This is a genomic window from Actinacidiphila rubida (assembly GCF_900110255.1).
In the GTDB taxonomy this organism is placed as follows: domain Bacteria; phylum Actinomycetota; class Actinomycetes; order Streptomycetales; family Streptomycetaceae; genus Actinacidiphila; species Actinacidiphila rubida.
This window is the reverse complement of the sequence record NZ_FODD01000017.1, coordinates 116,904-142,788: the sequence shown is the minus strand read 5'-3', so window position 1 is coordinate 142,788 and position 25,885 is coordinate 116,904. Positions and strand designations below refer to the sequence as shown.

Annotated in this window: 22 protein-coding genes; 15 read left to right on the top strand and 7 right to left on the bottom strand. The window is 73.7% G+C overall.

Translation table 11 applies throughout. From position 1 onward, the window contains the following. Positions 1 to 212 precede the first annotated feature (212 nt). Complete coding sequence (locus BMW99_RS18410) at positions 213 to 1,223, bottom strand: phosphatase PAP2 family protein (RefSeq protein WP_075017162.1); 1,011 nt, start codon at positions 1,221 to 1,223, stop codon at positions 213 to 215. A 362-nt stretch (positions 1,224 to 1,585) separates the two neighbouring features. On the opposite strand from BMW99_RS18410, the gene BMW99_RS18405 reads away from it, so the two are divergent. After that, positions 1,586 to 3,247: an MFS transporter gene (locus BMW99_RS18405; protein ID WP_069462357.1), complete on the top strand. Its 1,662-nt coding sequence runs from the start codon at positions 1,586 to 1,588 to the stop codon at positions 3,245 to 3,247. Positions 3,248 to 3,374: 127 nt separating this feature from the next. Further along, positions 3,375 to 4,571, top strand: coding sequence for an acyl-CoA dehydrogenase family protein (locus tag BMW99_RS18400; protein ID WP_069462356.1), 1,197 nt, complete (start codon positions 3,375 to 3,377; stop codon positions 4,569 to 4,571). On the opposite strand, the gene BMW99_RS18395 is transcribed toward BMW99_RS18400, so the two are convergent. Together BMW99_RS18395 and BMW99_RS18390 are read right to left on the bottom strand one after the other, a co-directional pair. After that, positions 4,496 to 5,113, bottom strand: a complete 618-nt coding sequence (locus tag BMW99_RS18395; RefSeq protein ID WP_245791525.1) for a PH domain-containing protein — start codon at positions 5,111 to 5,113, stop codon at positions 4,496 to 4,498. The two genes, BMW99_RS18400 and BMW99_RS18395, sit on opposite strands and share 76 nt — an antisense overlap. 237 nt (positions 5,114 to 5,350) lie before the next feature. Continuing rightward, positions 5,351 to 5,794 carry a cell division protein SepF gene (locus BMW99_RS18390; protein ID WP_069462354.1) on the bottom strand — a complete coding sequence of 148 codons (444 nt, stop codon included), beginning with the start codon at positions 5,792 to 5,794 and terminating at the stop codon, positions 5,351 to 5,353. A 677-nt stretch (positions 5,795 to 6,471) separates the two neighbouring features. On the opposite strand from BMW99_RS18390, the gene BMW99_RS18385 reads away from it, so the two are divergent. From BMW99_RS18385 to BMW99_RS18365, 5 genes are all read left to right on the top strand, one after another. Beyond that, on the top strand, positions 6,472 to 7,806 hold the full coding sequence (locus BMW99_RS18385) for a DUF5685 family protein (protein WP_069462353.1): 1,335 nt from the start codon (positions 6,472 to 6,474) through the stop codon (positions 7,804 to 7,806). A gap of 541 nt (positions 7,807 to 8,347) precedes the next feature. After that, positions 8,348 to 9,433, top strand: coding sequence for an LLM class oxidoreductase (locus BMW99_RS18380; protein WP_079176104.1), 1,086 nt, complete (start codon positions 8,348 to 8,350; stop codon positions 9,431 to 9,433). Further along, positions 9,433 to 10,185 (top strand): DUF1684 domain-containing protein, encoded by a 753-nt coding sequence (locus BMW99_RS18375; protein WP_069467182.1) that lies wholly within the window; start codon positions 9,433 to 9,435, stop codon positions 10,183 to 10,185. Before BMW99_RS18380 ends, BMW99_RS18375 begins: the two co-directional genes overlap by 1 nt. 254 nt (positions 10,186 to 10,439) lie before the next feature. After that, positions 10,440 to 11,462 carry a S1 family peptidase gene (locus tag BMW99_RS18370; RefSeq protein ID WP_069467177.1) on the top strand — a complete coding sequence of 341 codons (1,023 nt, stop codon included), beginning with the start codon at positions 10,440 to 10,442 and terminating at the stop codon, positions 11,460 to 11,462. 153 nt (positions 11,463 to 11,615) lie between these two features. Continuing rightward, complete coding sequence (locus BMW99_RS18365) at positions 11,616 to 12,581, top strand: helix-turn-helix transcriptional regulator (protein ID WP_069467178.1); 966 nt, start codon at positions 11,616 to 11,618, stop codon at positions 12,579 to 12,581. 96 nt (positions 12,582 to 12,677) lie between these two features. On the opposite strand, the gene BMW99_RS18360 is transcribed toward BMW99_RS18365, so the two are convergent. Together BMW99_RS18360 and BMW99_RS18355 are read right to left on the bottom strand one after the other, a co-directional pair. Next, complete coding sequence (locus tag BMW99_RS18360) at positions 12,678 to 13,145, bottom strand: PPOX class F420-dependent oxidoreductase (RefSeq protein WP_069467179.1); 468 nt, start codon at positions 13,143 to 13,145, stop codon at positions 12,678 to 12,680. Positions 13,146 to 13,314: 169 nt separating this feature from the next. Then, positions 13,315 to 13,854, bottom strand: a complete 540-nt coding sequence (locus BMW99_RS18355; protein ID WP_069467180.1) for an ArsR/SmtB family transcription factor — start codon at positions 13,852 to 13,854, stop codon at positions 13,315 to 13,317. 104 nt (positions 13,855 to 13,958) lie between these two features. Between BMW99_RS18355 and BMW99_RS42680 the strand changes: the two genes are divergently transcribed. From BMW99_RS42680 to BMW99_RS18340, 3 genes are all read left to right on the top strand, one after another. After that, positions 13,959 to 15,308: an MFS transporter gene (locus BMW99_RS42680; protein ID WP_075017161.1), complete on the top strand. Its 1,350-nt coding sequence runs from the start codon at positions 13,959 to 13,961 to the stop codon at positions 15,306 to 15,308. A gap of 451 nt (positions 15,309 to 15,759) precedes the next feature. Continuing rightward, positions 15,760 to 19,245 carry a DNA polymerase III subunit alpha gene (locus tag BMW99_RS18345; protein WP_075017160.1) on the top strand — a complete coding sequence of 1,162 codons (3,486 nt, stop codon included), beginning with the start codon at positions 15,760 to 15,762 and terminating at the stop codon, positions 19,243 to 19,245. A 208-nt stretch (positions 19,246 to 19,453) separates the two neighbouring features. Further along, positions 19,454 to 20,308, top strand: a complete 855-nt coding sequence (locus BMW99_RS18340; RefSeq protein WP_069461667.1) for an esterase/lipase family protein — start codon at positions 19,454 to 19,456, stop codon at positions 20,306 to 20,308. On the opposite strand, the gene BMW99_RS18335 is transcribed toward BMW99_RS18340, so the two are convergent. After that, positions 20,301 to 20,675: a cupin domain-containing protein gene (locus tag BMW99_RS18335; protein WP_069461666.1), complete on the bottom strand. Its 375-nt coding sequence runs from the start codon at positions 20,673 to 20,675 to the stop codon at positions 20,301 to 20,303. The two genes, BMW99_RS18340 and BMW99_RS18335, sit on opposite strands and share 8 nt — an antisense overlap. Positions 20,676 to 20,770: 95 nt before the next feature. On the opposite strand from BMW99_RS18335, the gene BMW99_RS18330 reads away from it, so the two are divergent. The 3 genes from BMW99_RS18330 (at position 20,771) to BMW99_RS18320 (ending at position 22,899) form a co-directional block, all read left to right on the top strand. Continuing rightward, the gene (locus tag BMW99_RS18330) at positions 20,771 to 21,217 is read left to right on the top strand and encodes a MarR family winged helix-turn-helix transcriptional regulator (RefSeq protein ID WP_069461665.1); all 447 of its coding nucleotides are present in this window, start codon (positions 20,771 to 20,773) and stop codon (positions 21,215 to 21,217) included. Between the two features lie 76 nt (positions 21,218 to 21,293). Continuing rightward, a complete protein-coding gene (locus BMW99_RS18325) occupies positions 21,294 to 22,496 on the top strand; it encodes a methyltransferase domain-containing protein (RefSeq protein ID WP_079138138.1) in 1,203 nt (400 codons plus the stop codon). Between the two features lie 25 nt (positions 22,497 to 22,521). Further along, positions 22,522 to 22,899, top strand: a complete 378-nt coding sequence (locus BMW99_RS18320; protein ID WP_069461664.1) for a GntR family transcriptional regulator — start codon at positions 22,522 to 22,524, stop codon at positions 22,897 to 22,899. Between the two features lie 58 nt (positions 22,900 to 22,957). Here the strand turns inward: BMW99_RS18320 and BMW99_RS18315 are convergent, their stop codons facing one another. Continuing rightward, the gene (locus tag BMW99_RS18315) at positions 22,958 to 24,148 is read right to left on the bottom strand and encodes a DUF5925 domain-containing protein (RefSeq protein WP_079138137.1); all 1,191 of its coding nucleotides are present in this window, start codon (positions 24,146 to 24,148) and stop codon (positions 22,958 to 22,960) included. A gap of 296 nt (positions 24,149 to 24,444) precedes the next feature. Here BMW99_RS18315 and BMW99_RS18310 point away from each other — a divergent pair, with 296 nt between their 5' ends. After that, positions 24,445 to 25,212 carry an SGNH/GDSL hydrolase family protein gene (locus BMW99_RS18310; RefSeq protein ID WP_069461670.1) on the top strand — a complete coding sequence of 256 codons (768 nt, stop codon included), beginning with the start codon at positions 24,445 to 24,447 and terminating at the stop codon, positions 25,210 to 25,212. Positions 25,213 to 25,414: 202 nt separating this feature from the next. Continuing rightward, positions 25,415 to 25,681 (top strand): hypothetical protein, encoded by a 267-nt coding sequence (locus tag BMW99_RS18305; RefSeq protein WP_176735357.1) that lies wholly within the window; start codon positions 25,415 to 25,417, stop codon positions 25,679 to 25,681. The last annotated feature ends 204 nt before the right edge of the window (positions 25,682 to 25,885 follow it).

The following is a 25,885-nucleotide window of genomic DNA, read 5'->3' as shown; positions in this document are numbered from 1 at the left end:
GCCGCGCCCTCGCCTCCGAGGCGCTCGGACCCGCCGTCCACGGTCGGCTGTGCCCGGCCCGCCCGTCCCTCACGGGCCTCCGCGCGCGCTCTTCTTCGACGGCGGCGCGCCGTTCGGCTCAAGGGCTGCCGGGGTCCCCGGCAGCACAAGCGCGGCCCCGGACCGGGAGGGTCCGGAGCCGCGTGGAGCTCGGGAGCGGGGGCGTGCCGGGGTCAGCCGGCGATGCCCCGGCCGCGCACCTGCTGGTGCACCAGCGGTGGCGCCGGGCGGGCCGTGCGGTCGACCGGAGGGCGTCGGCTGCCGGCCGGGCTGAGCGGTGTGCGCTCGTTACGCCCCGTGGGCGGACGCCCGGGAGCGTGCGGCGCGGGCGTGGAAGCGGAAGGCGCGACCGGCCCGCGGGTGCCCGCGCCGACGGTCTCCCGGCTGGGTTCGCCGTCCTCCACGCGCGGAGTGGCGAGGGCGGGACCCACCACGGGCAGGCCCGCCGGAACGCGCCGGCGGTCCAGCAGCCGTCCGTAGGCGGCGCTGATCCAGTCCTCCATGCGGGCCATCGCCGGCTCGAACCAGGGCAGCGCGAGCAGGATCAGCAGTCCCGCGGCCCAGCCGAGCAGCACGTCGCTGACCCAGTGCGTGCCGAGGTAGACGGTGGTGGCGCCCACGCCGAGCGCCAGCAGCGCGCTTATCACCGAGCCGATCCGCTGGGCGCGCTGCGTACGCGCCAGGTAGGCCAGAACACCCCAGGTCACCACGGCGTTGGCGGTGTGACCCGAGGGAAATATATCGCCGCCGGCGAACATCTCCGAGGAGCCGACGGTCGTCGCGTAGTGCGGGCCGAGCCGGCCGAGGCCGTACTTCACGGCCCCCACGGTGATGTTGAGCAACAGCAGGGAGCTGCCGAGGACGAGCAGCGGGTGCAGCGTCCGGTGGCGCCACGAGCGCCAGCCGAGCCAGGCGAGGACCATCACGGCGGTCGGGCCGCGCTGTCCCAGAACCACGAAATAGTCCAGGAACGCGTGGATTTGCGGCCACTGCTTGTAGGGCCGCCAGAGCATGACCTGCCAGTCGAGCGTCACCAGTTTGGAGGTCGTCAGAACGCCGACGACGATCGCCACGTACACGGCCAGGGTGAGGCCGAACAGCCATACGCGCGTTCGGCTCATCCGCTGCGGGTCCCCGGCAGTCGGGTGCTCCTCCACGCGGTGGAGCCTCTCATCGGTACGCACTCAATCGACGTTACAGCGTGTGACGGCATGCATCGGCAGAATCGGCGGCTTTGTAATGACGATGTGATGTGGAGTGCGTCTCACCACCCCTTTGGAGTCGGCCGTTTGGCGGGAATACGAGCCACCCCTGGACTTTATGTTCGGGTGTCCATACTCACACCGCCGTCTTCTTATTTATCGCTTATTTCCCTGTGCTTTCTTCGCGGTTTCCCGCCCGGTTTCCCGGCGGACGGGGGCCCGAGGACCCCCCACGCGGCCCCGCCGCAGGTGAGCGGGGCCACGGTCGGGGGAAGGCGCCTCACGTACGCTGTCGGCTCACGCTGTCCGAGGGGGCCCGTGCGGGGTCCGTGGAGGGAGAGCCGATGAGGCGGCAGGTCAACCGGTGGACCATCCTGGTGGTCCTCTGCGTCAGCCTGCTGATCGTCGCGCTCGACGCGACCGTGCTGCACGTGGCGGTGCCCGCGCTCACCGAGGACCTGCGGCCCGGCGCCCAGGACCTGTTGTGGATCGTGGACGCGTACCCGCTGGTGGCCGCGTCGCTGCTGATCCTCTTCGGGACCCTCGGCGACCGGATCGGCCACCGCCGGGTCCTGCTCATGGGCTACGGCCTGTTCGGCGCGGCCTCCGCCCTGGCCGCGTTCGCCCCCGACCCGCAGATCCTGATCGGCGCGCGGGCGCTGCTCGGCTGCGGCGGCGCCATGATCATGCCCGCCACGCTGTCCATCCTCCGGGAGGTCTTCCCCGACCGGCGGGAGCGGGCGACGGCGATCGGGATCTGGAGCGCGGTGGCCGCCGTCGGCGCGGCGGTCGGGCCGGTGCTCGGCGGCTTCCTGGTGGAGCACTTCTGGTGGGGCTCGGTCTTCTTGGTCAACATCCCGCTGATGGCGGTGATGCTGCCGGTCGGCCGGATCCTGCTGCCCGAGTCCCGCGGCGGCGACGACGGCCCGTGGGACGTGCCCGGCGCGCTGGCCGCGGCGGTCGGCCTGTTCGGCTGCGTCCTCGGCGTCAAACGGCTCGGTGGCGGGGCGGGGCCGCTGGACGTCACCGTGTGCGTGCCGCTGCTGGCCGGCGCCGCGCTGCTGGTGTGGTTCGTCCGGCGCCAGCGCCGGCGCACCCATCCGCTGCTGGACATGCGGATGTTCGCCAACCCGGCCTTCTCCACCGCCGTCGCCTGCATCGTGGTGGCCATGCTGGCGCTGGTCGGGCTGGAGCTGATCGCCGTCCAGTACCTGCAGCTGGTGCTCGGCCTGAGTCCGTTCCAGACCGGGCTGCGCCTGCTGCCGCTGACCTTCGCGGCCATGGGCGCCGGGCTCGCCGGGTCCCGTCTGCTGCGCAGGTTCGGGCCGCGCCGCACGGTCGCCGCGGGCTTCGTGCTGACCGCGCTCGCGGTGCTGTCGCTGACGGCGATGGGGCAGCGCGACCGCCCCGGACTGCTCACCACCGCGTTCGTGCTGCTCGGGTTCGGTCTGGAGACCACCCTGTTCGGCGCCTACGAGTCGATGCTCAACGAGGCCCCGGCGCGCCGGGCCGGCAGCGCCGCCGCCATCGGCGAGACCTCGTACCAGCTCGGCGCGGGCTTCGGCATCGCCCTGCTCGGCAGCGTGATGAACGCCGCCTACGCGCCCAGCGCGGCCGGGCTCGGCAGCGCCGACCGGGCCGCGGCGGACCGCTCGCTCGGCGAGGCGTACACCGTCGCCGACCGCCTCGGCGGCGGACCGGGCGCCGCGCTCAAGCACGCCGCCCGCCACTCGTTCGTGTCCGGACTGCACCTCACGCTCGTGGTCAGCGCCGTGCTGCTGGCCGGCGGCGCGTGCGCGGCCCTGCGGCTGCCGCGGGTCATGGACTGCGGTCCGTGCGACGACGCGTCGGGGAAGCAAGGGTCCGGGTCCGCCACGAAGTCGTCGGGTGCAGGCCCGTCCGGCGCGGGCGTGTCCGACGCGCGTGCCTCCGGATCCGACGAGCTGCCGCGCCCGGCACGCCGGGAGGCCGCGGCCACGGCCCGCTCTGGACGCACGGGAGACTGAGCCGTAACGTCGGCGCCGACACCGTCGACTACCACCGCTAGTTTTCGCCCGGCTGCTCCTCGGCGGCCCGTCCGGCCGGCACCGCGCCGCCGGTCCCGCCGCGGGGCCGCCCGGGCCGGAGGCCGCCATGTCCGTACCCCGCACCGCCCGCGCGCCGTTCGACCCGCACGACCCGCTGGGGATCGACGACCTGCTCAGCCCCGAGGACCGCGCGGTCCGCGACACCGTGCGCGGCTGGGCGGCGGACCGGGTACTGCCGCACGTCGCCGACTGGTACGAGCGCGGCGAGTTGCCGTCCCTCAGGGAACTCGCCCGCGAGCTGGGCGCGATCGGCGCGCTGGGCATGCCGCTGACCGGCTACGGCTGCGCGGGCGCCAGCGCCGTCCAGTACGGCCTGGCCTGTCTGGAACTCGAGGCGGCCGACTCCGGGATCCGCTCGATGGTGTCCGTCCAGGGCTCGCTGGCGATGTACGCGATCCACCGCTACGGCTCGGAGGAGCAGCGGCAGGAGTGGCTGCCGCGGATGGCGGCCGGCGAGGTCATCGGCTGCTTCGGCCTCACCGAGCCCGACCACGGCTCCGACCCCGCGAGCATGCGCACCCGCGCCAAGCGCGACGGGTCCGACTGGGTGCTCGACGGCCGGAAGATGTGGATCACCAACGGCAGCGTCGCGGGCGTGGCCGTGGTGTGGGCGCAGACCGAGGACGGCGTCCGCGGCTTCGCCGTCCCCACCGACACCCCCGGCTTCTCCGCGCCGGAGATCCACCACAAGTGGAGCCTGCGCGCGTCCGTCACCAGCGAGCTGGTGCTCGACGGCGTCCGGTTGCCCGCCGACGCGGTGCTGCCCGGGGCCACCGGCCTCGGCGGACCGCTCAGCTGCCTCAACCACGCGCGCTACGGCATCGTGTGGGGCGCGATGGGCGCGGCCCGGTCCTGCTTCGAGGCGGCGTTGGACTACGCCACGGGCCGGGAGCAGTTCGGCCGCCCGATCGCCGGGTTCCAGCTCACCCAGGCCAAGTTCGCCGACATGGCGGTCGAACTCCACAAGGGCATCCTGCTCGCGCACCACCTGGGACTGCGGATGGACGCGGGCACGCTGCGGCCCGAACAGGTCAGCTTCGGGAAGCTCAACAACGTCCGCGAGGCGATCGAGATCTGCCGCACCGCCCGCACCATCCTGGGCGCCAACGGGATCTCGCTGGAGTACCCCGTGATGCGCCACGCGACCAACCTGGAGTCCGTGCTCACCTACGAGGGCACCGTCGAGATGCACCAGCTCGTCCTCGGCAAGGCCCTCACCGGCCTCGACGCGTTCCGCGGCTGAGCCACCCCGGGGGCGAAGACGACGAAGCCCAGCGCCTTTCCGCCCGGGGCCAGGGTGGTGGTCGCCGGGAAGCCCGGCCCTGCCGACGTGGTGTCGGCGATCGCCGAGTGGAAGCCCCGGCCCGGAAGGGGACTCTCAACGGAGGTTGCCGGTGAGCCTTCGGCCGGGCCGGAAGATGACCACCCGAGCTCTGCGCGCAGTTGCTCGAGCCGCTCGAGCCCCACGCCGGCATAGGAGTCGATCAGCGCGACGGCGTTGGTCTTGAAGCCGTCTCTGCGATGGAACTCCGCGCCATGCAGCCCGTGCGTCACCCCGGTGATGTCCTCACGAGGCAGTCGATAGGTGGCCAGCGGGTTCACGATGACCACCGTGTCTGGACGGAGTTCCAGGCGGGGCCGGAGAAGTCCCACGCCCACCAGCGTGGACAGTGCTGCGAGGGCTCCCGTCGCAATGGCGGCGTGCACGGCCAGGCCTTCGGTCGGCGCTAGGCACCAGGCCAGCCACGCCCAAGCGACTGCGAGCGCGACCAGCGTCCAGAACACGCCTACTGACATCAGCACCCGGGGGGTGCACTCGCCACACGCTGATCGGGTCCCCACCCTCGTCACTCACCGGCTCATTGTGACCGATGCCGTGGCAACCCAGACGCGGGGAGTCCCAGGCCGTCCGAGGGCCGTGCGGGGTGGGCCGAAGACGCCCAACGGCCACCGACAACAACCGCCCCCGCGCTGGTCAGCGCAGGGGCGGTGAGGAGGGGGGCAGGTGAACCGACGTCGGCATCAGTTCTGGTTGAAGAAGCCGTCGCCGCCGCGGCGGGCGTCGGCGTTCATGACGGAGTAGTCGGCCGGGGTCAGCAGGAACACCCGGGTCGCCACGCGCTCGATCGAGCCGCGCAGGCCGAAGGTGAGGCCCGCCGCGAAGTCGACGACCCGCTTGGCGTCGGCCGGCTCCATGCCCGTGAGGTTGACGATCACCGGAACGCCGTCGCGGAACAGCTCGCCGATGCCGCGCGCGTCCCGGAACCCGTCCGGGGTCACCGTGGCGATCCGGCGGCCCTGCTCCTCGGCCGACTCCGAGGCCACGCGCACCCGCGGGTCCGTGACCCACGTGTCCGCGCGCTCGGAGCCCTGGTCGTAGTCGGCGTACTCCTCGTCGTAGTAGCCCTCGCCGCCGTTGTCGTCGACGAGGCCCAGCCAGGCACTCGCCCGTCGAACCGAACCCATGGACGCCTCCTCTCTCACGCGGTCGTACCGTCCGCAGTCCTATCGTCATCCATAATGTGGGGGATGCGCCAAGCGGATAGCCGCCGTGCGAGCGACTTGTGACGGTACTGGCACACACGATAGTGGCGCACCGTCAGGCTGCCACAGGGGAAAGCGAGCTGACGGCCCGATGGGAACGCTCTCCACTTCCGGGTGATTTGCACAGCCGTACGGCCGTACGCGCCTACGACGCCCGAACGGCACGACGGCCACCCGCACTGCGCGGCGTCGCCGCCGTCCAGCACCCCGTGGGGGAACGAACACCAGGTCAGAAGGGTTCCCGCTGGGGGCTGTCGGCCCGGGGGCGTCGCTCACCGCGCGCAGCACGTCCTGCGTACCGCGTCGCGGCCGTCCACCGCAGGTGCCGTAGTCCGCGTCAGCCACCGCCTGGACGGATACGCCCGCCGGTGGGACCCGGGAGGGACGGGTCTACGTCCCGCGCGCCGTCACGGGGGCACTGATGGTGCGTCAGGATCCCGGCTCGCTCTGCGCCGGACGGGCGACGGCGCTGGGCCGCTAGCATGACCGGCGGTCATGTGGCCAGGAATGACTGTCGTATCAGTCGTACTGCCGTGGACGGGGAGGGGCGGTCCGGCGGCGGGCCCGGGCGGACCACGGCAGTGAAACGGGGGAGCGGAATGTTCGGGATCATCAGGCCCTGCCGGCACCGTATGTCGGAGGGCATGGCCGCCACGTGGCTGGCCCACCTGTGCGGGCTGTGCCTGGCGCTGCGCGACGGCCACGGCCAGTTCGCGCGTGTCGCGACCAACTACGACGGCCTGGTCATCTCGGTCCTGACGGAGGCTCAGTCCGCACCCGCCGCCGGCGCGCGCCGCAAGGCCGGGCCGTGCCCGCTGCGCGGCATGCGCACCGCGCCCGTCGCCATGGGCGAGGGCGCGCGGCTGGCGGCCACGGTGTCGCTGGTGCTGGCCTCCGCGAAGGTCCGCGACCATGTCGAGGACGCGGACGGTGCGTTCGGCCGCCGCCCGGTCGCCGCCGCTGCCCGGGGAGTCGCCCGCCGCTGGGACCGGGCCGGTGCGCAGGGCGGCGCCGGCCTCGGATTCGACACCGCCGTGCTGCTCGACGCGGTCGGTCGGCAGGGCGTGCTGGAGGCCGCGGCCGGTCCCGGCAGCTCGCTGCTCGCCGTCACCGAACCGACGGAGACCGCCACCGCGGCCGCGTTCGCCCACACCGCCGTGCTCGCCGGACGCCGCGGCAACCGCGCTCCGCTCGAAGAGGCGGGCCGGCTGTTCGGGCGGCTGGCCCATCTGCTCGACGCGGTCGAGGACTTCACCGAGGACACCCGCACCGGCGCCTGGAACCCGCTGGCCGCGACCGGCACCGGGGCGGCGGAGGCGCGGCGTCTGTGCGACGACGCCCTGCACGGCATACGCCTGGCGCTCAGGGACGTCGAGTTCGCGGACTCGGCGTCCGGCCGGCTCGCGCACATGTTGTTGGTGCACGAGCTGGAGCGCTCGGTGGACCGGGCGTTCGGCACCGGCGCGTGCGCGCACGGCCCCGCGGGCGGGCGCGGTGGCGACGGCGCGCACCAGGGGCACGCCGGACACGCCGGACATGGCGCACATGGCGGACACGGCGGGTATGGGGGACCCGTGGGGGACCGGGCGCAGGGCGCGTCCGGCCCGGAGGCGTCGAACCCGTACCAGGGCGACCCGTACACCGGGAGCCCTTATGCGCCGGGCGGCCCCGGCCGGAACCCCTACGCCCCCGGCGGGCCGGGCGCCTTCCCGCCGCCGCCCGAGCCGCCACGCCGGCGCGGGCTGCTGGCCGGGTGCCTGGTGTACACGGGGCTGTGCTGCACGTGCCAGCTGTGCTGCAGCGAGCACGACGACGCGTGGAGCGGGCAGCGGCGCGAGTCGTGGTGCAGCAAGTGCGGGGACTGCTGCGACTGCTGTGACGCCTGCGAGATCTGCGAGTGCTGCGAGTGTTGTGAGTGCTGCAACTGCACCTGAGCCGTTGCCAGGGTGGTGCCGGGCGTGCCGCGGGTGACCGGCGGCCGAATCGGTGACCGGATCGGTGACCGGATCGGTGGTCGCGGGTGACGGGCGCCGGTTCGGTGAGTGGTTCGGGGCCGCTCGGCGGCCGGGTGGAGTGCCAGGGGTTGGGAACGGGGCGCTGAGGGAGTGCGCCGCAGGGCGGTGGCGGGGTGAAGGCGGGGCGGGCGGCTCGCGCGGCGCGACGGCGCCGGGCGGCGAGCGGAGGTGGTCGGCCGCTCAGTGACTCAGCGGCGACAACACGAGGACGACCACACCCGACCGAAGTCGATGTGGCCGCGGGTCACCAGCCGGCAGCTGCGCATGCGGACAGTGCAGCAGCCGTGCCGTGCATCCGTCAACGGGCCGAGACGCGCTGTCCACTCCTCGGACGGTCTTTGACAGGCCGTGACGGCGGCGGCTTAGCCTCGGACCAAGGCCCGCTGGGCCCGGCCGCGTTGAGGGACGCGGCGGCTGTGTGAAGGCATCCCGCTCTTTCCGTCGGACACGGAGCCTTCGCATGCCCGCAGAACCGCAGCCCTCCGCTTCTCCGTCCTCGGCCGCTGCTCCGCCCGCAGCCGCCGTTCCGCCCGCGGCGGGCACGTCGTCGGTCCAGGTGACCGTGCAGCCCCGGCAGGTCCCGGCGCCTTCGCGCCGGCCCACCCGCACGCTGCACCTCGGGGCGGCCGTCGACCGGGCGGGGCCCCGCAGCGGGGACGCCTGCGTCGAGCTGGCGCTGCTCGCCGAGCGCGGCGCCCTGGACTTCGTGACCCTGGCCGGCGGACCGGCGAACGCGTCCGGCGCGCCGGCTCGCGTCGCGTCGGCCACCGACCGGATCGGCCTGCTGGCCACCGCGCCGGCGTGGCCGGCGCCCGCGGCCACCGCCTCGGAGGTCGCCGCGCTGGACCGGGCCAGTCGCGGGCGGGCCGGCTGGGCGGTGACCGCGCCCGGCGACGCCGCCACCGCGGCCGAGGCAGCCCTGCTGGCGTGGCAGGCCCTGCGGGACACCGGCTCTGGCGCGGCGGACTGCCGGCCGGTGCTGGCGCTCGACGCCACCGAGCCCGCCGATCGGGCCGCCGTCGCCCGGCTCGCGGACATCGCCTTCGTGCGGGCCGCCCGGCCGGAGCACGCCGCGACGGCGCGCGGCGAACTGCGGGCGCTGGCCGCTCGTGCCGGCCGGGATCCGGACCGGCTGGTCGTGCTCGCCGATCTCGCCGCCGACCTCGGCGGCGGGGAGCTGGGCCCCGAACCCGGCGTCGAGGCCGCACCGGTGGCCGACGGCACGCGGGGCCCGCTGTTCCGCGGCGGCCCGGTCGACCTGGCGGACCTCGTCGCGCACTGGCTGGGGGCGGGCGCGGTGGACGGCTTCCGCGTGCGGCCCGTGGAACCCGCCCGGGACCTGGAACGGTTCGTCAACGGGACCGTGGCGCTGCTCCAGCACCGCGGCCTGTTCCGCACCTTCCACCCCGGCGCGACCCTGCGCGAGCACCTCGGCCTGCACCGGCCGGCCCGCGCCACCTCCTGGCGGGGCTCCCCGAGTTCCCCGGACGCGTCCCCGGGCCGGGGCGACGACGCCCTCCGGGACACATATGGAAGGCTTGGATGATGAGCACATATGCACGTGATCAGGCGGTTTCCGCGTGGGAGCAGTGGCGGGAGCGCCGCGGGGCGGCGGTCTCGGCTCCCCACGGACCCCTGGCGCTGACGGGCACGCACTGGCTGGACGACGTGGCGGACGGCGCGATCCCCGGGCTCCCCGGCGTCTGGCGTCAGGAGGACGGCGCCGTCGTCCGCGACCTGGACGGCACCGCGACCGTCCTGCGGCCCGAGGGCGGCCCGCTGCTGCTGCCGGACGGGCGCAAGGTGCTGGCGATCAACCGCGAGGGGCTGCTCGCGGTGCGCGTCTGGGACCCCGAGTCCGCGGCCAGGACGGCGTTCGCCGGGATCGACGTGTTTCCCCGGGACGCGCGCTGGGCCGTGCCCGGCCGCTTCACGCCGTTCGAGGCGGCCCGCTCGGTGCGGGTGGCCAACGCCGACGGGCAGGAGCGCGGCCTCGGCCTGTCCGGTGAACTCGCCTTCACCGTGGACGGCGTGGCGCACACGCTCGCCGTCACCGTGGAGGACGACGGCCGGCTGTGGGCGGTCCTCGCCGACGCGACCAGTGGGAAGACCACCTTCCGGTTCCGCTTCCTGTACACCGAGGCGCCGGCCGCCGACGGGACGCTGACCGTGGACCTGAACCGGACCCAACTGCCGCCCTGCGCCTTCTCGGACGCCTTCATCTGCCCGTTCCCGCCGCCCGGCAACACCCTGCCGTACGCGCTCGAGGCAGGCGAGCGCGCGCTTCTCACCAGCTGAGACGCCGTCAACCCGGTGCGCCCTCGCGGCCTGAGAGCCGCGGGGGCGCAGCCGTGCGCCGGGGACCGGCCGGAAAAGCCCTCTTGTGTGTTGCCTGTGAGATCTGAATACTCCCAGGAGTACTTGTCAGGCTCATGGTGCGTTCGTTAATCGGTGTGGTTCTGACGGTACATCGACAAGTGCTGCCCTGTTCCGGGCGCACCACCCCGACGCGTACACCGACCGTCAACCCTCCACCCCCACAGGAGGAACGAGTGAAGTCACGTCGCATACCCCTGATCGCGGTGACCTCCGGCCTGCTCGCCGCGACCGCGTTCGCCCTGCCTTCCGCAACCGCCGCCCCCTCCGCCGCGGCGACCCCCGACGCCGCCGCATCCGTCGCCGCCCACCTGGGCACCGCCAGCACGGCGGGCAGCTACTACGACACCGCCGGCCGCACCACCGTCGTCAACGTCACCACCCGGTCGGCGGCCGACGCCGTCCGTGCCGCCGGGGCGACCCCGCGCCTGGTCGCGCACAGCACCGCGCAGCTCCTCAAGGCCGGCGACGCCGCCAGGGCCGCGGACATCACGGGCTCCGCCTGGGCGCTCGACCCGCGCTCCGACACCCTCCAGGTGAGTGTCGACAGCCAGGTCACCGCCTCGCAGCTCGACCAGCTGAAGAAGTCCACCGCGAGCTTCGGCACCGCGGTGCACATCACCCGCGTCCCCGGGACCTTCAGCAAGCTGCTCTCCGGCGGCGACCCCGTCCTCACCAGCAGCTGGCGCTGCTCCGTGGGCTTCAACGTCCGCAGCGGCAGCACCTACTACTTCCTGACGGCCGGCCACTGCACGCAGGGCTACCCGGACTACTACACCAGCGGCGGCAGCTACATCGGCCCGACGGTCGGCACCAGCTTCCCGGGCAACGACTACGGCATCGTCCGGTACGACACCTCCGTCGCCCACAGCGGGACCGTCGGCAGCCAGGACATCACGAGCGCCGCCAACGCGTTCGTCGGCGAGTCCGTCACGCGCCGCGGCTCCACCACCGGCGTCCACGGTGGCACCGTCACCGGCCTCAACGCCACCGTCAACTACGGCAACGGCGAGGTCGTCTCGGGCCTCATCCAGACCAACGTCTGCGCCGAGCCCGGCGACAGCGGCGGCTCGCTGTACGACGGCACCAAGGCCATCGGCCTGACCTCCGGCGGCAGCGGCAACTGCACCTCCGGCGGGACGACCTTCTTCCAACCGGTGACCGAGGCGCTCAGCGCCTACGGCGTCAGCGTGTACTGACGGCACCACCCACCCGCGGGCCCGGTGCCCCCACCGTCACAGGGTGCGGTGGGGGCACCGGCGGTGCGCCGCCCGGCCGTCCGCGCCCACGGCCGGAGTCCGTGGGGCTGCTTGCGGCCCGTTCCCGTCCGCGACGGCTGCCAGACTGACCGCATGCTGGAAACGTCGGCGCGGCTCCTGCGTCTGCTCTCCCTCCTCCAGTCGCGCCGCGACTGGTCCGGTCCCGAACTGGCCGAGCGGCTCGACGTCACCCCGCGCACCATCCGCCGGGACGTCGAACGGCTGCGCGCGCTCGGCTATCCCGTGCATGCCGCACCCGGTACTGCGGGTGGCTACCGCCTGGGTGCGGGCGCCGCCCTGCCGCCACTGCTCCTCGACGACGAGGAGGCGGTGGCCGTCGCGCTGTGCCTGAGGACGGGTGCCGGCGGCATCGTCGAGGGCATCCAGGAGACCTCGGTCCGGGCGCTGGCCAAGCTCGAACAGGTCCTGCCGTCCCGGCTGCGGCACCGCGTCCAGGCCATGCAGGCGGTCACCGTGGAACAGCGCACACCCGGCCCCGCCGTCGGCCAGGAGACGCTCACCGCCATCGGTGCCGCCTGCCGCGACCACGAGCGGCTGCGCTTCGACTACCTCGACCACTCCCGTGCCGTCAGCCGCCGCGAGGTCGAGCCGTATCGCCTGGTGCACCACAACCGCCGTTGGTACCTGCTCGCCTACGACGTCGCCCGCGCCGACTGGCGGACCTTCCGCGTGGACCGCATGGAGCCCAAGACCCCCACGGGCCCGCGCTTCACCCCGCGCCAACTCCCGGACGACGCCGCCTCCTACGTCGCCAAGGGCGTCACCTCCCGGGCCTACCGGTACGAGGCCCGCGTGGTGCTGCACGCCCCCGCGGACGCCGTCCGCCGGCTCGCCTGGTCCGGCTTCGGGACGATCACCGAACTCGGCGAGGACAGCTGCGAACTCGTCACCGGGTTCGAGTCGCTGGACGCGCTGGCCATGTTCCTCGGCATGCTCGGCGTGGACTTCGAGGTCAAGGAGCCCCCCGAACTCGCCGACCACGTGCGGGTGGTGGCCGCTCGTCTCACCCGCTCGGCCGACCGCGGCCACGGAAGCTGACCACAACGCGTCCCCGCGGCGGCCCGTACGGGGGAGAGCTCTGGCCCGGACCTGCTTCGCCCTCGCCCTGTGCCGCCGCCCGCACCTCGTCCCGGCTCAGCGCTCCACCGCGCCGCTGGTGCCGCCCTGGCTGCGGCCCCATCCGTAGGCGTGGTCGATCGGAAGCCGGATCACCAGCCTGCGGTCGGCGACCATCGCGGCGCGGTACTCGTCCCAGTCCGGGTGCTCTCCCCCGATCGCCCGGTAGACCTCGATCAGTTCCTCCACGGTGGCGTCGTGGGGATCGGCGGCCGTCGGAGTCAGTTCGGCCTCGGCCTCGGTGACCAGGTACGCCCCCATGTCCGGGGTGGTGACGTAGAAGGTCGCGCGCGGGTCCCGCCGGAGGTTGCGGGTCTTGGCGCGGTCCGCAGTCGCCGATATGCGGATCGTGCGGCTCGGTTCGTCATAGGTGAACGACACGTTGGACAGCTGCGGCCTGCCGTCCTTCTTCAGCGTGACGAGTACGCCGGTGTCGTTCTCGCGCAGAAGGTCGAACAGGGGGCTGGTGGCGGGCGGCTGGCTCATGACGGCTCCGGTGGGGTGGGTCCTGCGGTGGTCGGTTCGCTGCGGCCGGTGGAGTGTGCGGTCGGTCGCCTGCGGTCGTTCCTGCTCTCATCCTCGTGTGTCCTCGCTCACACACGCCAACGAGGGGCTTCGCACGGTTGTTCCACCCCGGCGGCCGTGCGCGGCAAGATCACCCGTTCGGCGGATCGGCGGCCTGCGGGCCGTCCTCGCGCAGCGGGAAGACCATCGCCGTCACGCCGATCGCCGTCGTGCCGGGGGTATGCGGAGGCCGGGCGGCCCCGTGCAGATCGTCGAGCAGCACGGCAAGCCGGCCGCGGAAGTCCTCCCACGCGTCGGGGGACACCCACAACTCCGCGTCCGCGGTGACCCCTTCGGCATCGTGGGCGCGGCGTCCGGCCCGTTCCCTCAGGGTGTGCGCCAGCGCCTCGGCGAGCAGCGGCGCGGCCGCCTCCCCGCGCTGGTCGGACAGCGGAGTGCCGTGCACCGCGCGGTAGCGGCGCTCGCGGCCGCCCCGGTTGGCCCGCACCTCCGCGAGTTCGACGACGCCGGCCTCGTCCAGGCGGCGCAGGTGCTGGCTGGCCAGTGCGTGCGAGATCCCCAGTTCCCGGGCGAGTTCGGCGGCCGACAGCGGCGCGGTCCACACCAGGGACACCATGCGCAGCCGCACCGGGTGGGCCAGCGCGCGCAGCAGGGGATCGGTCGCCGTCATGTCCCCATTACACCGCGCCTCCCGCCGGTGGGGCGGGCGGATGGGGGAGGCGCAGGCGTGCGGGGGATTGCCCGTCACAACTCCCCAGCAATACATTGGGAGTTGTGACGGTGCGGAGGGTCCTGGCGGACCGGGTGGCGGCGACGTACTTGGGCGGAGTGCTGGTCTCCGGGTTCGGGGACTCGGCGATGATGCTGGTCGCGGGCGTGTGGGTGAAGACCCTGACCGGGTCCAGCAGCCTGGCCGCGGTCGTGACGATCTGCCTCTGGGTGCCGGTGCTGGCCGGCCCCGTCCTCGGCGCCCTCGCCGACCGGGTCCGGCGCAGACCACTGCTGATCTGGGTGAACGTGGTGCTCGCCGCCCTGCTCCCGGTGCTGCTCGCGGTGCGCGCGGGGCGGGACGTCTGGCTGCTGTTCGCGGTCCTCGCCGTGATCGGCACGGCGACGGTGCTGTCCGACGCGGCCGAGGCGGGACTCGTGGTCGCGGCGGTGCCGCCGGCCCTGCGCGGTGACTTCAACGGCTTGCGGATGACGGTCAACGAGGCGATGAAGCTGGTCGCCCCGCTCGCCGGCGCAGGCCTGTTCGTCCGGTTCGGCGGCGGAGCGGTCGCCGTCCTGGACGCGGTCACGTTCGTCCTGGCGGCCCTGGCCTTCGCCTCGCTCCGGGTCCGCGAACGGCCGCCAGCCCTACCGGAGTCCGGCTGGCGGGAGCAGAGCGCCCAAGGGATCAGGTATCTGAGGTGCGATCCACTGCTCGGGCGGCTGGTCGCCGCGGGTGCCACGGCGATGCTGTTGTCGGGGATCAGCAGCGCGGCGATCTATCAGATGAACGACGTCGGGCTCCATCGGCCGCCCGCCTTCGTCGGGGTGCTGTACGCGGTGCAGGGCTGCGGTTCGATCGTGGCCGGAGTCGTCGCCGGTGCGTGCATGCGGCGGCTGGGGGAGCGGGCGTTCGCCGCGATCGGGCTGGTGCTGTTCACCTCCGGTGCGGCGGCGCGGGCGGTCGCGGAGCTGCCCGTGGTCCTGGCCGGGACCCTGGCGATCGGCGTCGGGCTGCCCTGGGTGATCGTGGCGGTCTTCACCGCGGTGCAGCAGCGGACGCCGCAGGAGATGGTCGGCCGGGTGTCGGCCGCGGCGGGCACGGTCGTCTTCGCGCCGAACGCGGCGGCCGCGGGGCTGGGCGCCGGGCTGGTGGCGGTCGCCGACTACCGGCTGCAGTTGGTGGGTGTCGGCGTGGCCGGGCCGCTCGCGGCGTGGTTGTTGCTTCGGCGCCGCGGCGCGGACGCGTCTGCCGGCGCGGACGCCTGCCTTGGCGGTGGCGGTGGCGGGGGCGGTGCGGGGGACGGCCGTGACCGCGGCCACGCGGGTGGGGGTTCGGACGGGGACGGCCATGCGAGTGGGGGTTCGGGTGCGGCTTCCGCCGCGGGGGACGGGAGCGCCGAGGCGGTCACCTGAGGGGTGGCTTGCGGGTGCGGTGGTTCGGGGTGCCGCCGTGGGGCGGTGGCGGGGTGCGGGTGCCGTGTGGGTCGGGCGCGGGGAATCCCGTGTCCCCGAAGGTGCGGGTTGTCCGTCGGGCGGTCCGGGGTGCCCGCCCGCGTGGCGCGCGGGTCCGGCGGGCTGCTGGTCCGCGGGCTGCTGGGGGCGCGGGTTGTCCGTCGGGGGGCGTGCGGTTCCGCGCGCCCTGGAAGCGCGGGTTGCCCGTCGGGAGGTGTGGGGCTTCGGGGTGCTGAGGGTGGGGCTTGTGCGTCGGGAGGAAGAGGGGGCGCCTGTTGCCTGCGTGCTGGGGGAGCGTGAGGTTCGTGCAGGTGGGAGGCGGCGTGGGATCGCACGGGTGTTCGAAATCTGGTTTATGGTGGGGGTGAGGGAGGGGCATGGTTGTACCGGGTGAGCGCGGCTGGAGGCACGGATGGGCGGTGGCGGCTTCACCCATCTGAACGTCGTGTCCGGGTTCTCCCTGCGATACGGGGCCGGGCATGCGGCGCACCTGGCGGAGCGGGCGGCGGAGCGCGGGCTGGACGCGCTGGCGCTCACCGACCGGGACACGGTCGCCGGTGTGGTGCGCTTCGCCAAGGCGTGCGAGACGGCGGGTGTGCGGCCGCTCTTCGGGGCCGGACTCGCCGTCCCCGGCTACGAGGACAGCCCTCAGCAGGCGACTGCCCGGCGGCGGACGCCGGCGCGCGGCGGCGCCTTCGTGGACGAGAGTGCGCCGCGTGCCGTCTTCCTCGCCAGGAACGGGCAGGGGTGGGCCGCCCTGTGCCGGATGGTGTCGGCGGCGCACCGTGCGACGCCGGGCTACGGCCCCGCGCGGCCGGCGGGCGGGCCGATTCCCCGGCTGGACTGGGACGACCTGACCGACCGCGGTCTGTACGTGCTGCTCGGGCCGGACTCCGAGGTCGGCCGCGCCCTGGCCGCGGGGCGGCCGGACCGGGCGGCCCGGCTGATCGGGCCCTGGCGGGAGATCTACGGCGGAGCGCTGCGGCTGGAGGTCGTCTGCCACAACCGGCAGGGGACCGGATCCGGGTCGCTGCGGCTGGCCGCCAGGACCCTCGGCTTCGCCGCGGAGCAGGGTGTGACCGCGGTGCTCAGCAACGCGGTGCGCTACCCCGACCCCGATCAGAGCGAGGTCGCCGACATCCTCGACGCCGCCCGGCGGCTGGTGCCCATCGACACCCGCAGGCCCGACCGGCTGGACAGCGGCGAGCGCTGGCTCAAGGGCTCCGCCGACATGGCCAGGCTCGCCGACCGGATCGCCGAAGCCGCGGGCCAGGGACGGGCCGGCGCGCTGCAGTTGCTGCGCGCGACCGAGGAGACCGCCGCGGACTGCAGGGTGGACCCCCGGGAGGACCTGGGCATCGGGCGCCCGCACTTCCCCGAGTCCGCACTCCTGGACGACAGCGCCCGTACCGCCGACCGCATCCTGCACTCGCGCTGCACGGCCGGCATGATCCGCAAGGGCTACGACCGGAGGCCGTACTACTGGAGACGGCTGGAGGGGGAGCTCGACGTCATCCGGCAACTGCGCTTCGCGCCGTACTTCCTCACCGTCGGCCAGGTCGTCGACGACGTGAAGAACACCATGCGCGTCCGGGTCGCCGCGCGTGGCTCCGGCGCCGGTTCGCTGGTCAACCACCTGCTGGGGATCGCGTCCGCGGACCCCGTCGAGCACGGCCTGCTCATGGAGCGCTTCCTGTCCGTCCGCCGCAAGGAACTGCCCGACATCGACATCGACGTGGAGTCCGCCCGCCGGATCGACGTCTACCAGGCGATCTTCAACCGGTTCGGGGCGGAGCGGGTCGCCACCGTGGCGATGCCGGAGACCTACCGGGTGCGCCACGCGGTACGGGACGTGGGTGCCGCGCTCGGCATGGAGCCGGCGGTCGTCGACCGGCTCGCCAAGTCGTTCCCGCACATCCGCGCCAAGGACGCGCGTGCCGCGCTGGCCGAACTGCCCGAGCTGCGGGCCGTGTCGGGCGAGGACCACGGGCGGCTGTGGGAACTGGTCGAGGCGCTGGACGGCCTGCCGCGGGGCATCGCCATGCACCCGTGCGGGGTCCTGCTGTCCGACGCGACGCTGCTGGACCGCACCCCGGTGATGCCCACCAGCGGCGAGGGCTTCCCCATGTCGCAGTTCGACAAGGAGGACGTGGAGGACCTCAAGCTGCTCAAACTCGACGTCCTGGGCGTGCGGATGCAGTCCGCGATGGCCTACGCGGTCAAGGAGGTCGAGCGCGCCACCGGCGAGCACATCGACCTGGACGACCCGGAGCAGGTGCCGCAGGGCGACTCCGCCACGTACGAACTGATCCAGTCGGCCGAGACGCTCGGCTGCTTCCAGATCGAGTCCCCCGGGCAGCGCGACCTCGTGGGCCGGTTGCAGCCCGCCACCTTCCACGACCTGGTGGTCGACATCTCGCTCTTCCGGCCGGGGCCGGTCGCCGCCGACATGGTGCGGCCGTTCATCGAGGCCCGGCACGGCCGCGCCCCGGTGCGGTACCCGCACAAGAACCTGGAGAAGGCACTGCGCGAGACCTACGGGGTGGTGGTCTTCCACGAACAGGTGATCAGGATCTTCCACGAGATGACCGGATGCGATCTGGCCGCGGCGGACGAGCAGCGCCGCGCGTTGTCGGACCCCGAGCGGCAGGGCCAGGTGATGGCCCGGTTCGGTGTCGCCGCGCGGGCCCGCGGATACTCCGCCGAGGAGATCCGCCGCACGTCGGAGATCCTGAGCGCCTTCGGCAGCTACGGCTTCTGCAAGGCGCACGCCGTCGCCTTCGCGGTGCCCACCTACCAGTCGGCCTGGCTCAAGGCCCACCGCCCGGCCGCCTTTTACGCCGGGGTGCTCACCCACGACCCCGGCATGTACCCCAAGCGGCTGCTGCTCGCCGACGCGCGGCGGCGCGGGGTGCCGGTGCTGCCGCTGGACGTGAACCGGTCCGAGAAGGACTACCGGATCGAACTGGCTTCGGGTAAATGGGGGTTGCGGCTGGGCCTCGCGGACGTGCACGGCATCAGCGAGGCCGAGACGGAGCGGCTGGTGGCGGGCCGGCCCTACTCCTCGCTGCCGGACCTGTGGCAGCGGGCCCGCCCGGGCCGTCCGGTCGCCGAACGGCTTGCCCAGGTCGGCGCGTTGGACTGCTTCGGCGACAACCGGCGCGACCTGCTGCTGCAGATCGCCGAGCTGCACCGGCAGGGGCGGACCAAGGGCGCCGGCGCCGGCCAGCTTCCGATCGGCGGAAGCGAGGGGCCGGCCGCGCCCGCCGGGCTGCCCGACATGGACGACGGCGAACGCCTGGGCGCCGAGCTGGGCGTCCTCGGCATGGACGCCTCCCGCCATCTGATGCACGATCACCACTCCTTCCTGGCCGAGCTGGGGGTCGTTCCCGCGAAGTCGCTGCGGGGGATACGGCATGGGCAGACGGTGCTGGTCGCCGGGGCCAAGGGCGCCACCCAGACCCCGCCGATCCGCTCCGGCCGGCGCGTCATCTTCACCACTCTCGACGACGGCACCGGCCTGGTGGACTGCGCCTTCTTCGAGGACAGCCACGAGGCGTGCGCCCACACCGTCTTCCACTCCTTCCTGCTGCTGGTACGGGGCGTGGTCCAGCGGCGCGGGCCGCAGAGCCTGAGCGTGGTGGGCGCCGCCGCCTGGAACCTCGCCGAGCTCGTCGAACTCCGCCGCACCGGAGGCCTGGAGGCCGTCGCCGAGCGGCTCGCCGAGACTCCCGGGGGCGAGGACGGGGACGGCGGGCCGCTCCACCCCGCGGACAACCGCCGGATCCACCTGTCCACCGGGTACGAGATGCACCCCTGGGCCGACCTGCGGCCCGCGGGCAACGGCGCGGCCACCGGTCGCAAGCTGTGGCACTCCAGCCCCGGAAGCGCGGGATGACGGGACGGGTGCGGCGCCGCCGCTTGTCATCCAACTGACAAGCGGCCCACGATTTTTTACTCGCGCGTAACTAGTCAGCCGCTTTCTACTCGTGCGTAACTTGTCGGGAGCCCAGTACGCGTGATCCGGATCACAGGGCGCGAGTGCGCCGTGGCCGCGGCCCAGTGCGGCCGCGTGCCGTCGACTTCCCGACCTGCGAGGAGATCACATGAGGCTGCCCTGGAGACGGCTCCTTGCCGCCTTCTCCCTGGCGACCGCGATGGCGGTCGTCCCCACTGCCGCCGCGTCGGCCGACTCCGCACCGTCCAGCGGCTGGAACGACTTCTCCTGCCGCCCCTCGGCCCAACACCCCCGTCCTGTCGTGCTCGTGCACGGCACCTTCGCGAGCGGCACCGACAACTGGCTCGTCTTCGCCCCCTACCTGGAGGCACGCGGATACTGCGTCTTCTCCTTCGACTACGGCATGCTGCCGGGGGAGTCCCTCGTCGGCGGGCTCGGCCCGATCGCCGATTCCGCCCGGCAGTTGTCGGACTTCACCGATCGGGTGCTCGCCGCCACCCACGCCGCCAAGGTCGACATCGTCGGCCACTCGCAGGGCGGCATGATGCCCCGCTACTACCTGAAGTTCCTGGGCGGCGCGGCCAAGGTGAACGCCCTGGTCGGCCTGGCCCCGGACAACCACGGGACGACGCTGGACGGACTGACCGCACTGCTCCCGTACTTCCCCGGAGCCAGTGACTTCTTCCGGTCCACGCTGCCGGGCCTGGCCGACCAGATCGCCGGGTCGCCGTTCCAGCAGCAGCTGAACGCGGGCGGGGACACGGTGCCCGGGGTGCACTACACGGTGATCTCGACGGTCTACGACGAGGTCGTCACCCCGTACACCAGCCAGGCGCTGTCCGGGCCCGACGTGCACAACGTGCTGCTGCAGAACCTGTGTCCCGTCGACGTGTCCGAGCACGTGACCATCGGGCTGACCGACCGCATCGCCTTCCACGAGGCGGCGAACGCCCTGGATCCCGCGCACGCCACGCCGACCACCTGCCTGTCGGCGTTCAGCTAGCCCACGGCGGGGCTATCCGCGAACCGTCGGCGAGCGTGGCGTGCAGGCCGATGCTCGTGGTGACCCACATCGCGGCCGGCTCCTCCGTGGGATTGGCCACCGCCACGGAGGAGCCCGCCGGTGCGATCGCCGCGTCCCCGGCGTGCAGCAGGCGCGTCTCGTCGTCGAGGGACAACTCCACCGCCCCGGACAGGACGAGGAAGACCTCCTCGCGCGAGATCCGGTGGACCGGCCCCGACGAGCCGGCCCGCACGTCCGTCCGCCAGGCGCACAACTCCGTGCTGCCGAGCGGGGAAGCGGCGTACGACGTGAAGCGCGCGCCGTGCATCTCGTGGACGACCGCCTCGTCCGCGGTGGTGAAAGGCATGACAGACCCCCAGTGAACGAAATATGCGCAAGTAACTTGCTCAAGCTTCTTGCCTATATATTCAAGCAGCTTGCGCACTGTGTCAAGCTGTCCCTGTGAAGCGATCCGACGCCATGTCCCTCACGGCGAGCCTGCTCACCGCGGCCACCGTCCTCGTCGACGACATCCACAGCGGCGTGGCGGCCCGGGGGTACACCGACATCCGGCCCACGCACGGCTTCGTCTTCTCCCGGCTGTCGGAGGCCGGCGCGACGGTCACCGAGGTCGCCGAGCACCTCGGCGTCACCCGCCAGGCGGCCAGCCAGATCGTCGACGAGCTGGTCGCCAAGGGCTACGTCGAGCGGCGGCCGCACCCGTCGGACGCCCGTGCCCGGCTCGTCGTCCTCACCGAACGCGGCGTCCGCTGCACGTGGGCCGCGGAGGACGCGGCCGTCGACGCGCTGGAGAGCTGGGAGGACATCCTCGGCGAACAGCGCCTGCTGGCCATGCGCGACGAGCTCGTGCGCCTGGCCCCCAACGGCCCTCTGCGACCGGCGTGGTGACGGACCCGTAACCGGCCGTTCGGCGGCCGCACCCCGCCCGCGCCCCGTTGTCAGTGGCGGCTGGCAGGCTTCGATCATGAGCACCGACAGCGGTAAGGCCATCGGCACGGGCAGCGGCACGGGCAGCGGCACGGACGCCTCCACAGCCGCCGAAGCGGCCACCGTCGACCCGGCCGGCCGGAAGGCCGAGGACAGCCGCCGCTTCTGGGACGAGGCGGCGGAGCGCTTCGACGACGAGCCGGACCACGGCCTGCGCGACCCGGGCGTCCGTGACGCGTGGGCGGCGCGACTCCGGTCGTGGCTGCCCGCCGCGCCCTCCGACGTGCTGGACCTCGGCTGCGGGACCGGCAGCCTGGCCCTGCTGGCCGCCGGGCAGGGGCACCGCGTGACCGCCGTCGACCGCTCGGAACGGATGGCCGAGCGGGCGCGGGCGAAACTCGCCGGCACCGGCACGCGGGTGTTCGTCGCGGACGCCGCGCTGCCTCCCGTCGCCCCGGGCACCTACGACGTGGTGCTGGTCCGGCACCTGCTGTGGGCACTGCCGGAACCGGAGAAGGTGCTGCGGCGCTGGGCCGCCCTGCTCAGGCCCGGCGGCCGCTTGGTCCTGGTCGAAGGGCGCTGGGGCGCGGTCAGCCCGGTGGGCATCCCGGCCGACACCCTCGCCGCTCTGGCCGCTCCGCTCGGCGGCGTGACGCGCATCGAACAGCTCGGCCACGCGGCCGCGTTGTGGGGGCGCGCGGTGGACGACGAGCGGTACGCGGCCGTCGTCAGCCCCGCCGCGCCGCCGCGCCACACCGAGATCGTCGACGTCCACCTCGTCCTGCGGCGCGGCGGCGAGGTGCTGCTCGCCCGCCGGGCCGGCACCGGCTACGCCGACGGTCTGCTGCACGCGCCGTCGGGGCACCTGGAGGAGGGTGAGGACGTCAGGGCCGGGATGATCCGCGAGGCGGCCGAGGAGATCGGCGTGCACCTGGCTCCCGAGGACCTGCGCGCGGTCCTGGTGATGCAGCACCGGGCGCCCAGCGGACACGCCAGGATCGGCTGGTTCTTCGAGGCCGAGCTGCCCGCCGGTGCGGCCGAGCCGGTCAACCGCGAACCCCACAAGTGCTCGGGTATCGGGTGGTATCCGCTGGACGACCTGCCGCGGGACATGGTCGCGTACTGCCGGGCGGGCCTCGAGGCGTACCGGACGGGTCGGCGCTTCGTGCTGCATCTGCACGAGCCGGACGACCCGATCGCCCATGACCCGGCGGGGCCCGACCGGGTCATGCCGCTGTAGCCCGCCGCTGTGCCAGGATCCGGACATGAGCCTGAAGATCACCATCGACCCTGACGCGGCCACCGCGCCGTACGAGCAACTGCGCGGGCAGATCGCGGAGGAGGCGCGTGCCGGCCGCCTCCCGGTGCACTACAAGCTGCCCACCGTGCGGGGCCTGGCCGAGCAACTCGGGCTCGCCGCCAACACGGTGGCCAAGGCGTACCGGGCGCTGGAGGAGGACGGGGTGATCGAGACGCGCGGGCGGCACGGGACCTACATCGCCGCCGGGGACGCCCGCGCGCGCGAGGTGGCCGCGGCCGCCGGCGCCTACGTGGAGCGGGCCCACCGCCTGGGCCTGGACCGCGACGGTGCCAGGGAGGCGATCGAGGAGGCGCTGCGCGCCGCCTACGGCGACGGGGGCTGACCGGCCGGGCGCCCGGCCACCCGGGACGCCCCCGGGGCAGCCGGGGCGACCGGCACCGTCACAGGTACAGCCCGTCCGAGGGCTGCGCGGGGACCTGCGCGGCGGTCGGCGTGCCGCGCCGCAGCGCGTACAGCTCCGCCAGCGTGGCGCCGTCACGGCCGACGCCGTCGTTCGAGCCGAGCCAGGAGACGGCCTCGGTGCGGGTCAGTGGCCCGACCTCGATCCGGGCCAGGCAGCGGCCCGGCCGGACCACCGCCGGGTGCAGGCGCTCGAGGTCCTCGTTGGTGGTGATGCCGACGAGCACGTTGCGCCCCTGGCCGAGCAGGCCGTCCGTGAGGTTGAGCAGACGGGACAGGGCCTGGCCGGTCTCGTGCTTGGCCTGCCCGCGGATCAGCTCGTCGCAGTCCTCCAGGAGCAGCAGCCGCCAGCGGCCGCCGGCCGCGTCGTCCTCTCCTATGGCGATGTCCATCAGATAGCCGACGTCGTTGAACAGGCGCTCCGGGTCGAGGACGCAGTCGACCTGGCACCAGTCGCGCCACGAGCGGGCCAGGGTGCGCAGCGCCGAGGTCTTGCCGGTGCCCGGCGGGCCGTGGAGCAGCAGCAGCCGGCCGGCGATGTCGTCGGGCGTCACCTTCATGAGGCCGTCCATCGCGTCGGCGACGGGCGCGGTGTAGTTCCCCCGCAGCTCCTCCCAGGTGGCGGCGGAGATCTGACGGGTCGTGCGGTACGGGCCACGGCGCGGCGAGACGTACCAGAAGCCCATGGTGACGGTCTCCGGCTGCGGTTCCGGATCGTCCTCGGCATCGGCGACCGCGGAGTGCAGCACGCTCTCGGCGAGCTCGTCGGAGACCGCGGCGACCGTGACGTCCGCGCCGCGGCTCCAGCGCGAGACCAGGACGGTCCAGCCGTCGCCCTCGGCGAGGGTGGCGCTGCGGTCCTTGTCGCGTGCCTGGCGCAGCACCACGGCGTCCGGCGGCAGCAGTGTCAGACCGGACTTGACCCGGTCCAGGGACGCGCCGCGCGCGAACGGCTGCTCGCCGGTGGTGAACCGGCCCAGGAACAGGGCGTCGACGACGTCCGCCGGGGAGTCGCTGTCGTCGAGACGCAGGTGTATCGGCAGCGTGCGCCAGGGATCCACCGGCTCACCGGCCGGTGCGGTGGGTGGCGCGTCGTGCTTGGCCGGCCTGCTCTGCCGGCTGCCGGAGGTGGGCGGCACCTGCCTCCTCGGGTTCTGGGGTGTGGCGGGCATGGGCCCCATGATCCGGCACGGGGTGACGATTCGCCCAGCCCTTTTCCGCATCGGCCGCGTCACCGGCGCGTCGGGCGAATCCACCGTATGGGCGGATTTGGTGCATATGCGTGCGGACAGGCACACGGCATCACCCATCGGGCACCCGGAGGACCGCCATGCCAGCCCCCCGCTTCTCGCCGAACCCGCCGTCCGCGACGCGGCGTTCACCACGCCCGCCCGTGCGGTCCGTACGGCCGGCGCCATGGGCCCCGACCGTCCCGCCGGCGCCGCGTCCGCGGTTCGCGCCGTCCGTCCTGTTCGCGCTGGTCCTGTCGTCCGTGCTCGCCCTGGCGGGAACCGGCACCGCGCACGCGGCCGGAGCGCGGTACGTGGCGCTCGGCGACTCCTACTCCAGCGGCCTCGGCGCCGGTGGCTACGACGCCGCGTCCGGGGACTGCAAGCGCAGCGGCAAGGCGTACCCGGCACTCTGGGCCGCCGCGCACGCACCCGCGTCGTTCGCGTTCACCGCCTGCGCGGGGGCCGTCACGCGCGACGTCACGGCCAGGCAGCTCGGCCCGCTGACCGCCGCCACGAGCCTGGTCAGCATCAGCGTCGGCGGCGACGACGCCGGATTCGCCGACGTCATGACGACATGTGTCTTCTTCTCCGAAGCGACATGCCTGAACCGGGTCGCCAAAGCCAGGAGCTTTGTCGACTCCAGCCTGCCCGGCCTGCTCGACACGACGTACGCGGCCATCCACGCCAAGGGCCCGCACGCCCGGGTGGTGGTGCTGGGCTATCCGCACCTCTACCAGGTGCCGGGCGGCTGCCTGCTGGGCTTGACCGACGCCTCGCGCAAGGCCATCGACGCGGTGACGGACGACATGGACGGGGTGATCGCCAAGCGGGCGGCCGACCACGGCTTCGCGTTCGCGGACGTTCGCGCGAAGTTCCGAGGGCACGAACTGTGTTCGGGCGCACCGTGGCTGCACAGCGTGACCCTGCCGGCCGAGGAGTCGTACCACCCGACCGCGGCCGGCCAGTCGGGCGGCTACCTGCCCGCGTTCGGCGCCGCTGCCTGACCTGCGCGCGAGCCGCGACCGAGCGGCCGAACCGCCGCCGCCCGGCGGGCAGGATGCGTGAAGATCGGGCGAACCTTTGTCAACACCCTTGAAAAAAAGGTGAATCCGGCACGGGTGACGGCTGGGGATGCACGCGTGACGTGACGGGGCGATAGGGTTACCCTGCCCGTGCCGGGGTGCCCTCGACAGGGTGGGGAGAGTCATGGAACAGATAGCGATGCCGAGCAGGCCGCGAGTGCCTGCCATCAACAACTTCGGTACCAGCGCGTCAAGTGCGCGGCTGGACCGGCACCTCGCGGTGCTCTCGGGACCCGCCATCCCGCAGCGCGACAGCGAGGAGGCGACCGTGCTCATGCGGGAGCTGACCTCGCGGAACACCTCGCACACCAGGACCAACCGTGGTGCGCGCGTGTCCCTGTTCGCACCGCTGCGCAGGCTGCGGCGCTCGCTGTTCGGCAGTCGCGGCTGACCGCCGCGACCTGCTGACCCGCGGCGCCCCGCCGCACCGCGCCCCGCCGCGCCCTGTCGACGGGCCCTGTCTCGGACCCGGCCACCGGTCTCCTCCCCACCGGTGCCGCCGAACACGACGGGTGCCCCGGCGGCACGGGCCGCGGCTCACCTCGAGCCCCACCTCACGTCCCGTTCCCGGCACACCCGGCCCGCCCGGGGGACG

Bases quoted from the DNA above. Each gene is read 5' to 3' on its own strand.
- BMW99_RS18305 (WP_176735357.1), top strand. From the start codon at position 25,415: ATGGAACAGATAGCGATGCCGAGCAGGCCGCGAGTGCCTGCCATCAAC.
- BMW99_RS18385 (WP_069462353.1), top strand. From the start codon at position 6,472: ATGTTCGGGATCATCAGGCCCTGCCGGCACCGTATGTCGGAGGGCATG.
- BMW99_RS18320 (WP_069461664.1), top strand. From the start codon at position 22,522: ATGAGCCTGAAGATCACCATCGACCCTGACGCGGCCACCGCGCCGTAC.
- BMW99_RS18365 (WP_069467178.1), top strand. From the start codon at position 11,616: ATGCTGGAAACGTCGGCGCGGCTCCTGCGTCTGCTCTCCCTCCTCCAG.
- BMW99_RS18325 (WP_079138138.1), top strand. From the start codon at position 21,294: ATGAGCACCGACAGCGGTAAGGCCATCGGCACGGGCAGCGGCACGGGC.
- BMW99_RS18335 (WP_069461666.1), bottom strand. From the start codon at position 20,675: ATGCCTTTCACCACCGCGGACGAGGCGGTCGTCCACGAGATGCACGGC.
- BMW99_RS18345 (WP_075017160.1), top strand. From the start codon at position 15,760: ATGGGCGGTGGCGGCTTCACCCATCTGAACGTCGTGTCCGGGTTCTCC.
- BMW99_RS18405 (WP_069462357.1), top strand. From the start codon at position 1,586: ATGAGGCGGCAGGTCAACCGGTGGACCATCCTGGTGGTCCTCTGCGTC.
- BMW99_RS18375 (WP_069467182.1), top strand. From the start codon at position 9,433: ATGAGCACATATGCACGTGATCAGGCGGTTTCCGCGTGGGAGCAGTGG.
- BMW99_RS18400 (WP_069462356.1), top strand. From the start codon at position 3,375: ATGTCCGTACCCCGCACCGCCCGCGCGCCGTTCGACCCGCACGACCCG.
- BMW99_RS18380 (WP_079176104.1), top strand. From the start codon at position 8,348: ATGCCCGCAGAACCGCAGCCCTCCGCTTCTCCGTCCTCGGCCGCTGCT.
- BMW99_RS18355 (WP_069467180.1), bottom strand. From the start codon at position 13,854: ATGACGGCGACCGATCCCCTGCTGCGCGCGCTGGCCCACCCGGTGCGG.
- BMW99_RS18340 (WP_069461667.1), top strand. From the start codon at position 19,454: ATGAGGCTGCCCTGGAGACGGCTCCTTGCCGCCTTCTCCCTGGCGACC.
- BMW99_RS18360 (WP_069467179.1), bottom strand. From the start codon at position 13,145: ATGAGCCAGCCGCCCGCCACCAGCCCCCTGTTCGACCTTCTGCGCGAG.
- BMW99_RS18315 (WP_079138137.1), bottom strand. From the start codon at position 24,148: ATGCCCGCCACACCCCAGAACCCGAGGAGGCAGGTGCCGCCCACCTCC.
- BMW99_RS18390 (WP_069462354.1), bottom strand. From the start codon at position 5,794: ATGGGTTCGGTTCGACGGGCGAGTGCCTGGCTGGGCCTCGTCGACGAC.